Origin of the sequence: Salmonella sp. SSDFZ69, from assembly GCF_004010755.1 — a bacterium.
Lineage (GTDB): Bacteria > Pseudomonadota > Gammaproteobacteria > Enterobacterales > Enterobacteriaceae > Salmonella > Salmonella enterica.
In genome coordinates, this window is record NZ_CP034831.1 from 1,760,642 (window position 1) to 1,774,290 (window position 13,649).

The 13,649-nt window shown below is 36.8% G+C and carries 13 protein-coding genes; all 13 read left to right on the forward strand.

The features are described from left to right. The first annotated feature begins 3 nt into the window (after positions 1-3). Positions 4-1,083: a CDP-glucose 4,6-dehydratase gene (gene rfbG, locus EOS98_RS08520; protein ID WP_000565902.1), complete on the forward strand. Its 1,080-nt coding sequence runs from the start codon at positions 4-6 to the stop codon at positions 1,081-1,083. Positions 1,084-1,109: 26 nt separating this feature from the next. Further along, positions 1,110-2,423: a lipopolysaccharide biosynthesis protein RfbH gene (rfbH, locus tag EOS98_RS08525; RefSeq protein ID WP_000126351.1), complete on the forward strand. Its 1,314-nt coding sequence runs from the start codon at positions 1,110-1,112 to the stop codon at positions 2,421-2,423. A gap of 13 nt (positions 2,424-2,436) precedes the next feature. Next, positions 2,437-3,318, forward strand: a complete 882-nt coding sequence (gene rfbJ, locus EOS98_RS08530) for a CDP-abequose synthase (RefSeq protein ID WP_000887842.1) — start codon at positions 2,437-2,439, stop codon at positions 3,316-3,318. Further along, positions 3,318-4,658 (forward strand): hypothetical protein, encoded by a 1,341-nt coding sequence (locus tag EOS98_RS08535; protein WP_001079813.1) that lies wholly within the window; start codon positions 3,318-3,320, stop codon positions 4,656-4,658. Before rfbJ ends, EOS98_RS08535 begins: the two co-directional genes overlap by 1 nt. Next, a complete protein-coding gene (locus EOS98_RS08540) occupies positions 4,651-5,478 on the forward strand; it encodes a glycosyltransferase family A protein (RefSeq protein WP_318655734.1) in 828 nt (275 codons plus the stop codon). The genes EOS98_RS08535 and EOS98_RS08540 overlap by 8 nt, the downstream gene beginning before the upstream one ends. Positions 5,479-5,658: 180 nt before the next feature. Further along, positions 5,659-6,273, forward strand: coding sequence for an acyltransferase (locus EOS98_RS08545; RefSeq protein WP_024797753.1), 615 nt, complete (start codon positions 5,659-5,661; stop codon positions 6,271-6,273). A 1-nt stretch (position 6,274) separates the two neighbouring features. Beyond that, positions 6,275-7,036 (forward strand): glycosyltransferase family 2 protein, encoded by a 762-nt coding sequence (locus EOS98_RS08550; RefSeq protein ID WP_225872848.1) that lies wholly within the window; start codon positions 6,275-6,277, stop codon positions 7,034-7,036. Next, the gene (locus tag EOS98_RS24810) at positions 7,015-7,317 is read left to right on the forward strand and encodes a hypothetical protein (protein WP_225872849.1); all 303 of its coding nucleotides are present in this window, start codon (positions 7,015-7,017) and stop codon (positions 7,315-7,317) included. Before EOS98_RS08550 ends, EOS98_RS24810 begins: the two co-directional genes overlap by 22 nt. 93 nt (positions 7,318-7,410) lie before the next feature. Continuing rightward, positions 7,411-8,610: an O-antigen polymerase gene (locus EOS98_RS08555; RefSeq protein WP_127821214.1), complete on the forward strand. Its 1,200-nt coding sequence runs from the start codon at positions 7,411-7,413 to the stop codon at positions 8,608-8,610. Next, the gene (locus EOS98_RS08560; protein ID WP_126523982.1) at positions 8,610-9,620 is read left to right on the forward strand and encodes a glycosyltransferase family 4 protein; all 1,011 of its coding nucleotides are present in this window, start codon (positions 8,610-8,612) and stop codon (positions 9,618-9,620) included. The genes EOS98_RS08555 and EOS98_RS08560 overlap by 1 nt, the downstream gene beginning before the upstream one ends. Further along, positions 9,607-10,764 (forward strand): glycosyltransferase family 4 protein, encoded by a 1,158-nt coding sequence (locus EOS98_RS08565; RefSeq protein WP_000405025.1) that lies wholly within the window; start codon positions 9,607-9,609, stop codon positions 10,762-10,764. Before EOS98_RS08560 ends, EOS98_RS08565 begins: the two co-directional genes overlap by 14 nt. A gap of 14 nt (positions 10,765-10,778) precedes the next feature. Continuing rightward, on the forward strand, positions 10,779-12,200 hold the full coding sequence (locus EOS98_RS08570; protein ID WP_024798623.1) for a mannose-1-phosphate guanylyltransferase/mannose-6-phosphate isomerase: 1,422 nt from the start codon (positions 10,779-10,781) through the stop codon (positions 12,198-12,200). A 7-nt stretch (positions 12,201-12,207) separates the two neighbouring features. Beyond that, positions 12,208-13,644 carry a phosphomannomutase gene (locus EOS98_RS08575; RefSeq protein ID WP_024797757.1) on the forward strand — a complete coding sequence of 479 codons (1,437 nt, stop codon included), beginning with the start codon at positions 12,208-12,210 and terminating at the stop codon, positions 13,642-13,644. Positions 13,645-13,649 lie beyond the last annotated feature (5 nt).

A 13,649-nucleotide genomic window follows, 5' to 3' on the forward strand; every position in this document is an offset into this window, starting at 1 on the left:
TAGATGATTGATAAGAATTTTTGGCAAGGTAAACGTGTATTCGTTACCGGCCATACTGGCTTTAAAGGAAGCTGGCTTTCGCTATGGCTGACTGAAATGGGTGCAATTGTAAAAGGCTATGCACTTGATGCGCCAACTGTTCCAAGTTTATTTGAGATAGTGCATCTTAATGATCTTATGGAATCTCATATTGGCGATATTCGTGATTTTGAAAAGCTGCGCAATTCTATTGCAGAATTTAAGCCAGAAATTGTTTTCCATATGGCAGCCCAGCCTTTAGTGCGCCTATCTTATGAACAGCCAATCGAAACATACTCAACAAATGTTATGGGTACTGTCCATTTGCTTGAAGCAGTTAAGCAAGTAGGTAACATAAAGGCAGTCGTAAATATCACCAGTGATAAGTGCTACGACAATCGTGAGTGGGTGTGGGGCTATCGTGAGAACGAACCCATGGGAGGGTACGATCCATACTCTAATAGTAAAGGTTGTGCAGAATTAGTCGCGTCTGCATTCCGGAACTCATTCTTCAATCCTGCAAATTATGAGCAACATGGCGTTGGTTTGGCGTCTGTGAGGGCTGGTAATGTCATAGGCGGAGGCGATTGGGCTAAAGACCGTTTAATTCCCGATATTCTGCGCTCATTTGAAAATAACCAGCAGGTTATTATTCGAAACCCATATTCTATCCGTCCATGGCAGCATGTACTGGAGCCTCTTTCTGGTTACATTGTGGTGGCGCAACGCTTATATACAGAAGGTGCTAAGTTTTCTGAAGGATGGAATTTCGGCCCGCGTGATGAAGATGCGAAGACGGTCGAATTTATTGTTGACAAGATGGTCACGCTTTGGGGTGATGATGCAAGCTGGTTACTGGATGGTGAGAATCATCCTCATGAGGCACATTATCTGAAACTGGATTGCTCTAAAGCAAATATGCAATTAGGATGGCATCCGCGTTGGGGATTGACTGAAACACTTGGTCGCATCGTAAAATGGCATAAAGCATGGATTCGCGGCGAAGATATGTTGATTTGTTCAAAGCGTGAAATCAGCGACTATATGTCTGCAACTACTCGTTAAGAAAATAAGTTTAAGGAATCAAAGTAATGACAGCAAATAACCTGCGTGAGCAAATCTCTCAGCTTGTCGCTCAGTATGCGAATGAGGCATTGAGCCCGAAACCTTTTGTTGCAGGTACAAGCGTTGTGCCTCCTTCCGGGAAGGTTATTGGTGCCAAAGAGTTACAATTGATGGTTGAGGCGTCTCTTGATGGATGGCTAACTACTGGTCGTTTCAATGATGCCTTTGAGAAAAAACTTGGGGAATTTATTGGGGTTCCTCATGTTTTAACGACTACATCTGGCTCTTCGGCAAACTTGCTGGCACTGACTGCGCTGACTTCCCCAAAATTAGGTGAGCGTGCTCTCAAACCTGGTGATGAGGTTATTACTGTCGCTGCTGGCTTCCCGACTACAGTTAACCCGGCGATCCAGAATGGTTTAATACCGGTATTCGTGGATGTTGATATCCCGACATATAATATCGATGCCTCTCTCATTGAAGCTGCAGTTACTGAGAAATCAAAAGCGATAATGATCGCTCATACACTCGGTAATGCATTTAACCTGAGTGAAGTTCGTCGGATTGCCGATAAATATAACTTATGGTTGATCGAAGACTGCTGTGATGCCCTTGGGACGACTTATGAAGGCCAGATGGTAGGTACCTTTGGTGACATCGGAACCGTTAGTTTTTATCCGGCTCACCATATCACAATGGGTGAAGGTGGTGCTGTATTCACCAGGTCAGGTGAACTGAAGAAAATTATTGAGTCGTTCCGTGACTGGGGCCGGGATTGTTATTGTGCGCCAGGATGCGATAACACCTGCGGTAAACGTTTTGGTCAGCAATTGGGGTCACTTCCTCAAGGCTATGATCACAAATATACTTATTCCCACCTCGGATATAATCTCAAAATCACGGACATGCAGGCAGCATGTGGTCTGGCTCAGTTAGAACGCGTGGAAGAGTTTGTAGAGCAGCGTAAAGCTAACTTTTCCTATTTGAAACAGGGTTTGCAATCTTGCACTGAATTCCTCGAATTACCAGAAGCAACAGAGAAATCGGACCCATCCTGGTTTGGCTTCCCTATCACCCTGAAAGAAACTAGCGGTGTTAACCGTGTCGAACTGGTGAAATTCCTTGATGAAGCAAAAATCGGTACACGTTTACTGTTTGCTGGAAATCTGATTCGCCAACCGTATTTTGCTAATGTGAAATATCGTGTAGTGGGTGAGTTGACAAATACCGACCGTATAATGAATCAAACGTTCTGGATTGGTATTTATCCAGGCTTGACTACAGAGCATTTAGATTATGTCGTAAGTAAGTTTGAAGAATTTTTTGGTTTAAATTTCTAATTTTTAGAATAGGATGCTTGATGTGAATAAGAAAATCCTAATGACTGGCGCTACTAGCTTTGTAGGTACCCATCTACTACATAGTCTCATAAAGGAAGGTTATAGTATTATTGCATTAAAGCGTCCTATAACCGAGCCAACGATTATCAATACCTTGATTGAATGGTTGAATATACAAGATATAGAAAAAATATGTCAATCATCTATGAATATTCATGCGATTGTCCATATTGCAACAGACTATGGTCGAAACAGAACCCCTATATCTGAACAATATAAATGTAATGTCCTATTACCAACAAGACTGCTTGAGTTAATGCCAGCGCTTAAAACTAAATTCTTTATTTCTACTGACTCTTTTTTTGGGAAATATGAGAAGCACTATGGATATATGCGTTCTTACATGGCATCTAAAAGACATTTTGTAGAACTATCAAAAATATACGTAGAGGAACATCCAGACGTTTGTTTTATAAATTTACGTTTAGAACATGTTTACGGTGAGAGGGATAAAGCAGGTAAAATAATCCCGTATATTATCAAAAAAATGAAAAACAATGAAGATATTGATTGTACGATCGCCAGGCAGAAAAGAGATTTTATTTATATAGACGATGTTGTTTCGGCCTATTTGAAAATTTTAAAGGAGGGTTTTAACGCTGGACACTATGATGTCGAGGTGGGGACTGGAAAATCGATAGAGCTAAAAGAAGTGTTTGAGATAATAAAAAAAGAAACGCATAGTAGTAGTAAGATAAATTATGGTGCAGTTGCGATGCGTGATGATGAGATTATGGAGTCACATGCAAATACCTCTTTCTTGACTCAATTAGGTTGGAGTGCCGAGTTTTCTATTGAGAAGGGTGTGAAAAAAATGTTGAGTATGAAAGATTAATGAATCGTATTATTAGAATGTTAGGTGTAGATAAAGCAATTCGTTATGTTATTTTTGGTAAGATAATATCTGTATTAACGGGTTTGCTGTTAATAATGTTAATATCACACCATTTATCTAAAGACGCACAGGGCTATTATTATACATTTAATTCAGTAGTGGCACTACAGATAATATTTGAATTGGGGCTATCAACGGTAATCATTCAATTCGCTAGCCACGAAATGTCAGCGTTAAAATATGATTATTCTGAACGAGATATTATAGGTGAAAGTAAAAATAAGCAACGTTACCTATCGTTATTTCGGTTGGCAATAAAATGGTATGCAGTAATAGCTTTGCTAATAATATTAATAGTCGGTCCCATCGGGTATGTTTTTTTTACGCAAAAAGAAGGCTTAGGTGTACCTTGGCAAGGGGCATGGTTATTATTAACAATAGTTACAGCTTTTAATATTTTTCTTGTTTCTGTACTTTCTGTCGCTGAAGGGAGTGGGTTAATTACTGATGTGAATAAAATGAGAATGTATCAGTCGCTGTTAGCTGGTATATTGGCAGTAAGCTTACTTATTAGTGGCTTTGGACTATATGCTACGTCTGCAATAGCTATTTCAGGGACTATCATCTTCTCCATATTTTCATATAAGTATTTTAAAAAAATTTTCCTGCAATCTTTAAGGTATAAAAATAAATATACTGAAGGTGGTATTTCATGGGTTAATGAAATATTTCCTATGCAATGGCGAATTGCTCTAAGTTGGATGTCAGGGTATTTTATTTATTTTGTTATGACCCCCATTGCATTCAAATATTTCGGGGCTATATATGCAGGGCAGTTAGGGATGTCTTTAACATTATGCAATATGGTAATGGCTACGGGCCTGGCTTGGATATCCACTAAATATCCAAAATGGGGAGTAATGGTTTCCAACAAACAACTTGCGGAACTGAGTAAATCGTTCAAAAGTGCAGTAATGCAATCATCCTTTTTTGTCTTGACAGGGTTAACTGGTGTATACATTTCATTATGGTTATTGAAATTATCTGGTTCAAACATTGGCGAGCGGTTTTTGGGATTGCAGGATTTTTTCTTTTTATCTTTAGCAATTATTGGTAATCACATTGTAGCTTGCTTTGCAACCTATATAAGAGCGCATAAAACTGAAAAAATGACATTGGCATCATGTATAATGGCTCTCTTGACTATAACTACAATGTTGTTTGTTGCATATTTAGAGTACTCGAGGTTCTACATGTTAATGTATGCAGCACTAACGTGGTTATATTTTGTTCCTCAAACTTATATAATCTTTAAAAAATTCAAGAGTTCTTATGAGTAAAAAACCTCTTCTTACTATTGCTATTCCGACATATAACCGCTCTTCATGTTTGGCTCGTTTACTTGATAGTATAATTCAACAGGAGAACTATTGTCATGATGAACTCGAGGTTATTGTTTGTGATAATGCTTCAACAGATGAAACAGCAAGAATAGCCAAGAGTGGCTTAGATAAAATAAGAAATAGTACTTATCATCTAAATGAAGAAAACTTAGGAATGGATGGTAACTTCCAGAAATGTTTTGAGTTATCAAATGGAAAATATCTTTGGATGATTGGCGATGATGATCTAATAGTCAAAAATGGTATTTCGAAGGTTTTTTCGATATTAAAGTCCCGGCCTGCATTAGATATGGTGTATGTAAACTCAGCAGCAAAGACTGAGTTAAATTATAATGCTGATGTGAGGACGTCATTCTACACAAATGATGTAGATTTTATTTCAGACGTGAAAGTTATGTTCACGTTTATTTCTGGAATGATATGTAAGAAAACTGATGCAATTGTCAAAGCCGTTGGTATTTTCAGTCCGCAAACTACTGGAAAATATCTTATGCATTTAACATGGCAATTGCCATTACTTAAACAGGGTGGAGAGTTCGCAGTTATCCATAATAATATAATTGAGGCTGAGCCAGATAATTCAGGTGGATATCATTTATATAAGGTTTTTTCTAATAATCTTGCGACAATCTTTGATGTTTTTTATCCCAGAGAGCACCGTGTAAGTAAGAGAGTTCGCGCATCAGCATGTTTATTCTTACTTAACTTCATAGGCGATGAAGATAAAACCAAAATTTTGCTACAAATAATTATTTAAGAGATTGCGATAGTGCATTTATAGATTTAATTATATATAAATATGGGCTTAGGTTTTTCTATCTATACCCTAAAACTGTGCCTTTATTTAGAAAAATAAAATATATTATAAAGACGGTTTTAATGCATAAATAAAAATTATTCAAGGTGGTTTGCTGAAAACGACTTATAGGACTATCTAATGCTTGTCTATATTTTAAGATTAAAACTAAATCTTATCATATCATTATTGAGTAAAGTTAGGCGGAAATTAAAAGCGAAGTTTCTTGTTCTGCTTAGCGGATATGATTTTAAAATGGTTGGGAAGAATTTTAAATTGAATGTCAAACCTTACTCTGCAAAAAATAACACCTCTTCCAAATGGGGTAGTATGCGGGTTGGTGATAACTGCTGGATTGAAGCTGTATATAATTATGGTGATGAAAAATTTGAACCTTATTTGTACATAGGTGATCGTATATGTTTAAGTGATAATGTTCATATTTCTTGCGTATCATGTTTAATTTTAGGAAACGATATATTAATTGGTAGCAAAGTTTATATAGGCGATCATAGCCATGGCAGTTATAAAGTATGCAGTCCGAAAATAGAACCGCCAGCAAATAAGCCATTAGGTGATATTGCTCCTATTAAAATAGGTAATTGCTGCTGGATTGGAGATAATGCAGTAATTCTGGCTGGTAGTGAAATTTGTGATGGCTGTGTAATCGCAGCCAATTCAGTCGTCAAGGATTTAAAAGTCGATAAGCCATGTTTAATTGGTGGGGTTCCTGCTAAAGTAATAAAGGTATTTTAAAATGAATGTTTTTATCAGTATTTGTATACCGTCTTATAATAGAGCTGAGTTTTTAGAGCCACTACTGGATAGCATATATAATCAAGATTATTGTTTAAAGAATAATGATTTTGAGGTCATTGTTTGTGAAGATAAATCTCCACAAAGAGATGAGATAAACTCTATTATCGAAAACTATAAAGCAAAAAATAATAAACATAATCTTTATGTTAATTTCAATGAAGATAATTTAGGCTATGATAAGAATTTAAAAAAATGCATTAGTTTGACGACAGGTAAATATTGCATGATCATGGGCAACGATGATCTATTAGCAGATGGAGCGTTATCAAAAATAGTGAAAGTTTTGAAGGCTAATCCTGAAATTGTATTGGCTACGCGAGCGTATGGTTGGTTTAAGGAAAATCCGAATGAGTTATGTGATACTGTTCGTCATTTAACAGACGATACTTTATTTCAGCCGGGGGCTGATGCCATTAAATTTTTCTTCCGTAGAGTTGGAGTTATTTCAGGCTTTATTGTCAATGCTGAAAAAGCAAAAAAACTATCGAGTGATTTATTTGATGGGCGTTTATATTATCAAATGTACCTTGCTGGTATGCTAATGGCTGAAGGTCAGGGATACTATTTTAGCGACGTGATGACATTGTCGAGGGATACAGAGGCTCCTGACTTTGGTAACGCTGGAACTGAAAAAGGAGTTTTCACCCCGGGGGGTATAAACCAGAGGGCCGTATACATATGGTTGAAGGCTTGTTGCTAATTGCAAAATATATAGAAGATACAACAAAAATTGATGGCGTTTATGCTGGAATTAGAAAAGACTTAGCGAACTATTTTTATCCTTATATTCGAGATCAACTCGACTTGCCTCTTTATACTTATATTAAAATGATAAATAAATTTCGGAAAATGGGATTTTCAAATGAAAAGCTTTTCTATGTGCATGCCTTTTTAGGGTATGTACTAAAACGGAGGGGCTATGATGCTTTAATTAAATACATTCGTAGCAAAAAAGGCGGTACTCCGCGTCTTGGTATTTAACCTCCACTTTCAAAAAATGTTATGAATATACTTCTTGCTGCGATATTAGGCGTTAACTTATTTTCTCCATATATTAGTTCGTGGATGGTGGGTATGCTGCCATTTCCACCAGGAGCAATCCTAAGGGATGTACTCAATGTATTTTTTGTGGCGTTAGTGCTAGTTCGATTTGTCATTGATAGGAAAAAAACTTATTTCCCGTTGGTTTTTACTATTTTTTCATGGTCGGCGGTAATACTATGGGTAATAGCGTTAACTATATTCTCACCGGATAAAATTCAAGCAATTATGGGAGGGCGGAGTTATATTTTATTCCCGGCAGTTTTCATAGCATTAGTGATTTTAAAAGTATCATACCCGCAATCCTTAAATATTGAAAAAATAGTTTGCTACATAATTTTTCTAATGTTTATGGTTGCGACAATATCTATTATTGATGTACTAATGAATGGAGAGTTTATTAAATTGCTCGGATATGATGAGCATTATGCAGGAGAACAATTAAACTTAATTAATAGCTATGATGGGATGGTCCGGGCTACAGGCGGTTTTAGTGATGCTCTCAATTTTGGATATATGCTCACATTAGGTGTTTTGTTATGTATGGAGTGTTTTTCCCAAGGATATAAAAGATTATTGATGCTTATTATTAGTTTTGTGCTATTTATAGCGATCTGCATGAGTCTTACTAGAGGAGCAATACTTGTTGCTGTGCTTATTTACGCACTTTATATAATTTCAAATCGGAAGATGCTTCTTTGTGGAATAACTTTATTTGTAATAATTATACCCGTTTTAGCAATTTCTACTAATATTTTTGACAACTATACAGAAATTTTGATCGGCAGGTTTACAGATTCGTCTCAGGCATCGCGTGGATCTACACAGGGACGGATAGATATGGCAATTAATTCATTAAACTTCCTGTCAGAACATCCATCAGGTATAGGTCTGGGTACTCAAGGTTCAGGAAACATGCTTTCGGTAAAAGATAATAGGTTAAATACGGATAATTATTTTTTCTGGATCGCCCTTGAGACTGGTATTATTGGCTTAATCATAAATATTATTTATCTGGCAAGTCAATTTTATTCTTCAACTTTACTAAATAGAATATATGGCAGTCATTGTAGCCATATGCACTATAGATTATATTTTCTCTTTGGAAGTATATATTTTATAAGTGCAGCGTTAAGTTCAGCACCTTCGTCATCAACTTTTTCTATATATTATTGGACAGTTTTAGCTTTGATTCCATTTTTAAAATTAACAAATAGACGGTGCACGCGATAATGAATAATAAAAAGGTTTTGATGGATATCAGTTGGTCTAATAAAGGGGGGATTGGACGTTTTACTGATGAAATTGCTAAACTACTATGTGATATATCTAAGGAGGAACTATATAGAAAATGTGCTTCTCCGCTGGCCCCATTAGGTTTAGCAGTCAATATTTTTCTGCGAAAGAAAACTGATGTGGTTTTTCTTCCTGGCTATATTCCACCACTTTTTTGTTCGAAAAAGTTCATAATAACAATACATGATCTAAATCATCTGGATTTAAATGATAATTCATCTCTTTTTAAGAGGTTATTTTATAATTTTATAATAAAGCGCGGTTGTAGAAAAGCATATAAAATATTTACAGTTTCGAATTTTTCAAAAGAAAGAATAGTAGCATGGTCAGGTGTAAACCCTAATAAAATAGTCACGGTATATAATGGGGTATCTAGTCTATTTAATGCCGATGTAAAACCATTGAATTTAGGCTATAAATATTTGCTATGTGTAGGAAACAGAAAAACTCATAAGAATGAGAAGTGTGTTATATCTGCCTTTGCCAAAGCAGATATTGATCCATCAATAAAACTCGTTTTTACTGGTAATCCTTGTAATGATTTAGAAAAACTAATAATACAACATGGTTTAAGTGAACGTGTAAAGTTCTTTGGGTTCGTGTCTGAAAAAGATTTACCATCGTTATATAAGGGCTCGTTAGGATTAGTTTTCCCTTCTTTATATGAAGGTTTTGGATTACCTGTAGTGGAGGGCATGGCCTGTGGTATTCCTGTATTAACTTCTCTAACTTCATCATTGCCAGAGGTGGCTGGAGATGCAGCGATTCTTGTCGACCCTCTTTCGGAAGATGCTATTACTAAAGGAATTTCGAGGTTAATTAATGATTCTGAACTTCGTAAGCATTTAATCCAAAAGGGGCTTTTGCGGGCAAAGAGGTTCAATTGGCAAAACGTGGTTAGTGAGATTGAAATGGTACTGACAGAGGCATGTGATGGAAATAAATGAAATAAAAATATCTCTCGTTCATGAGTGGTTATTAAGTTATGCAGGCTCCGAACAGGTATCATCTGCCATCCTGCATGTTTTTCCTGAAGCGAAGTTATATTCGGTGGTTGATTTTCTAACGGATGAACAAAGAAGACATTTTCTGGGGAAATATGCGACTACCACATTTATTCAAAATTTACCTAAAGCTAAAAAATTTTACCAGAAATATTTACCACTAATGCCACTGGCTATTGAACAACTTGATTTATCAGATGCTAATATCATCATTAGTAGCGCCCATTCCGTTGCAAAAGGTGTTATTTCCGGACCAGATCAGCTTCACATTAGCTATGTTCATTCTCCTATTCGATATGCGTGGGATTTACAGCATCAGTACCTTAATGAGTCTAACCTGAATAAAGGAATTAAAGGTTGGTTAGCAAAATGGCTTCTTCACAAAATACGAATTTGGGATTCTCGAACCGCAAATGGGGTTGATCATTTTATAGCTAATTCTCAATATATCGCGCGTAGAATTAAAAAAGTATACAGACGTGAGGCTTCAGTTATATATCCGCCTGTAGATGTGGATAATTTTGAAGTAAAAAATGAAAAGCAAGACTATTATTTCACAGCATCCCGTATGGTACCCTACAAACGTATTGATCTTATTGTCGAAGCCTTTAGTAAAATGCCGGAAAAGAAATTAGTAGTTATTGGTGATGGACCGGAGATGAAAAAAATAAAGAGCAAGGCTACAGACAATATAAAATTGCTCGGTTATCAATCTTTTCCTGTTTTAAAAGAGTATATGCAGAGCGCCAGGGCGTTTGTTTTTGCAGCGGAAGAGGACTTTGGAATAATACCTGTCGAAGCTCAAGCTTGCGGTACCCCTGTTATTGCCTTTGGGAAGGGGGGGGCCTTAGAAACCGTTCGCCCACTAGGTGTAGAGGAACCGACTGGCATTTTCTTCAAGGAACAGAATATTGCTTCTTTGCATGAAGCTGTTAGTGAATTTGAAAAAAATGCATCATTTTTTACATCTCAGGCTTGTAGAAAAAATGCAGAAAAATTTTCTCGATCAAGATTTGAACAAGAATTTAAGAACTTTGTTAATGAAAAGTGGAATCTTTTCAAAACAGAACAGATTATTAAACGTTAATTATGGTTTATTGAATGTCTAAATTAATACCAGTAATAATGGCCGGTGGGATTGGTAGCCGTTTGTGGCCACTTTCACGTGAAGAGCATCCGAAACAGTTTTTAAGCGTAGATGGTGAATTATCTATGCTGCAAAACACCATTAAAAGATTGACTCCTCTTTTGGCTGGAGAACCTTTAGTCATTTGTAATGATAGTCACCGCTTCCTTGTCGCTGAACAACTTCGAGCTATAAATAAACTAGCAAATAACATCATATTAGAGCCAGTGGGGCGTAATACAGCCCCAGCTATAGCGCTGGCCGCTTTTTGTTCACTTCAGAATGTCGTCGATGAAGACCCGCTTTTGCTTGTCCTTGCTGCGGATCATGTCATCCGCGATGAGAAAGTGTTTCTTAAAGCTATCAATCACGCTGAATTTTTTGCAACACAAGGTAAGCTAGTAACGTTTGGTATTGTACCCACACAGGCCGAAACTGGCTACGGTTATATTTGTAGAGGTGAAGCAATCGGGGAAGATGCTTTTTCTGTAGCCGAATTTGTAGAGAAGCCTGATTTCGATACAGCGCGTCATTATGTAGAATCAGAGAAATATTATTGGAACAGCGGTATGTTCCTATTTCGTGCAAGTAGTTACTTACAAGAATTAAAGGATCTGTCCCCCGATATTTACCAAGCATGTGAAAATGCGGTAGGGAGTATTAATCCTGATCTTGATTTTATCCGTATTGATAAAGAAGCATTCGCAATGTGCCCTAGTGATTCTATCGATTATGCGGTAATGGAACATACTAGGCATGCAGTTGTCGTACCGATGAATGCCGGCTGGTCAGATGTGGGGTCATGGTCTTCACTGTGGGATATTTCTAAGAAAGATCCACAACGTAATGTATTACATGGCGATATTTTTGCATATAATAGTAAAGATAATTATATCTATTCTGAAAAATCGTTTATTAGTACAATCGGAGTAAGTAATTTAGTTATCGTGCAGACAGCAGATGCCTTATTAGTATCTGATAAAGATTCAGTCCAGGATGTTAAAAAAGTTGTTGATTATTTAAAAGCTAATAATAGAAACGAACATAAAAAACATTTAGAGGTTTTCCGACCGTGGGGAAAATTTAGCGTAATTCATAGTGGCGATAATTATTTAGTTAAAAGAATAACTGTTAAACCAGGCGCGAAGTTTGCTGCTCAGATGCATCTCCATCGTGCTGAGCATTGGATAGTGGTATCTGGTACTGCTTGTATTACTAAGGGGGAAGAAATTTTTACAATTTCGGAGAATGAATCAACATTTATACCTGCTAATACAGTTCATACGTTAAAAAACCCCGCGACTATTCCATTAGAACTAATAGAAATTCAATCTGGCACCTATCTTGCGGAGGATGATATTATTCGCCTGGAGAAACATTCTGGATATCTGGAGTAATGAATTGATGAAAAATATATATAATACTTACGATGTTATCAACAAATCTGGAATTAATTTTGGAACCAGTGGTGCCCGCGGCCTTGTTACCGATTTTACACCCGAAGTTTGCGCAGCATTTACCATTTCCTTTTTGACAGTAATGCAGCAAAGATTCTCATTTACAACGGTTGCGCTCGCAATTGATAATCGTCCAAGCAGTTACGCGATGGCTCAAGCTTGTGCCGCTGCTTTGCAAGAAAAAGGAATTAAAACCGTTTACTATGGCGTAATTCCAACACCTGCTTTAGCTCATCAATCAATTTCCGATAAAGTACCTGCAATCATGGTTACTGGCAGTCATATCCCTTTTGACCGTAATGGCCTGAAATTTTATAGGCCAGATGGTGAAATTACTAAAGATGATGAGAATGCTATTATTCATGTTGAAGCCTCATTTATGCAGCCTAAGCTTGAACAATTGACAATTTCCACAATCGCTGCTAGCAATTATATTCTACGATATACCTCATTATTCCCAATGCCATTCTTAAAAAATAAGCGCATTGGAATTTATGAGCATTCTAGTGCGGGTCGTGATCTCTATAAGACGTTATTCAAAATGTTGGGTGCTACAGTTGTTAGTTTAGCAAGGAGCGACGAATTTGTTCCTATTGATACTGAAGCTGTAAGTGAAGATGATAGAAATAAAGCAATCACATGGGCAAAAAAATATCAGTTAGATGCTATATTTTCAACTGATGGTGATGGAGATCGCCCTCTGATAGCTGACGAATATGGAAATTGGTTAAGAGGAGATATATTAGGCCTTCTGTGCTCTCTCGAATTAGCTGCTGATGCAGTCGCTATTCCTGTAAGCTGCAACAGTACAATCTCATCTGGTAACTTTTTTAAACATGTGGAACGAACAAAGATTGGTTCACCCTATGTGATTGCAGCATTTGCTAAATTATCTGCAAACTATAATTGTATAGCTGGTTTTGAAGCGAATGGTGGCTTTCTGCTAGGTAGCGATGTTTATATTAATCAGCGTTTACTTAAGGCATTACCAACACGTGATGCTTTATTACCTGCCATTATGCTTCTGTTTGGTAGCAAGGACAAAAGTATTAGTGAGCTTGTTAAAAAACTTCCTGCTCGCTATACCTATTCAAACAGATTACAGGATATAAGTGTTAAAACAAGTATGTCTCTAATAAATCTTGGTCTGACAGATCAAGAGGATTTTTTGCAGTATATTGGTTTTAATAAACATCATATATTACATTCTGATGTTACTGATGGCTTTAGAATCACTATCGATAACAATAATATTATTCATTTACGACCTTCAGGCAATGCCCCTGAGTTGCGTTGCTATGCGGAGGCTGACTCGCAAGAGGATGCATGTAATATTGTTGAAACTGTTCTCTCTAATATCAAAAGCAAACTGGGTAGAGCTTAATGGCT

Coding starts and splice junctions, on each gene's coding strand:
- rfbH (WP_000126351.1), top strand. CDS start 1,110: ATGACAGCAAATAACCTGCGTGAGCAAATCTCTCAGCTTGTCGCTCAG.
- rfbG (WP_000565902.1), top strand. CDS start 4: ATGATTGATAAGAATTTTTGGCAAGGTAAACGTGTATTCGTTACCGGC.
- EOS98_RS08545 (WP_024797753.1), top strand. CDS start 5,659: ATGCTTGTCTATATTTTAAGATTAAAACTAAATCTTATCATATCATTA.
- EOS98_RS08565 (WP_000405025.1), top strand. CDS start 9,607: ATGGAAATAAATGAAATAAAAATATCTCTCGTTCATGAGTGGTTATTA.
- EOS98_RS24810 (WP_225872849.1), top strand. CDS start 7,015: ATGGTTGAAGGCTTGTTGCTAATTGCAAAATATATAGAAGATACAACA.
- EOS98_RS08575 (WP_024797757.1), top strand. CDS start 12,208: ATGAAAAATATATATAATACTTACGATGTTATCAACAAATCTGGAATT.
- EOS98_RS08540 (WP_318655734.1), top strand. CDS start 4,651: ATGAGTAAAAAACCTCTTCTTACTATTGCTATTCCGACATATAACCGC.
- EOS98_RS08570 (WP_024798623.1), top strand. CDS start 10,779: ATGTCTAAATTAATACCAGTAATAATGGCCGGTGGGATTGGTAGCCGT.
- EOS98_RS08560 (WP_126523982.1), top strand. CDS start 8,610: ATGAATAATAAAAAGGTTTTGATGGATATCAGTTGGTCTAATAAAGGG.
- EOS98_RS08550 (WP_225872848.1), top strand. CDS start 6,275: ATGAATGTTTTTATCAGTATTTGTATACCGTCTTATAATAGAGCTGAG.
- rfbJ (WP_000887842.1), top strand. CDS start 2,437: ATGCTTGATGTGAATAAGAAAATCCTAATGACTGGCGCTACTAGCTTT.
- EOS98_RS08555 (WP_127821214.1), top strand. CDS start 7,411: ATGCTGCCATTTCCACCAGGAGCAATCCTAAGGGATGTACTCAATGTA.
- EOS98_RS08535 (WP_001079813.1), top strand. CDS start 3,318: ATGAATCGTATTATTAGAATGTTAGGTGTAGATAAAGCAATTCGTTAT.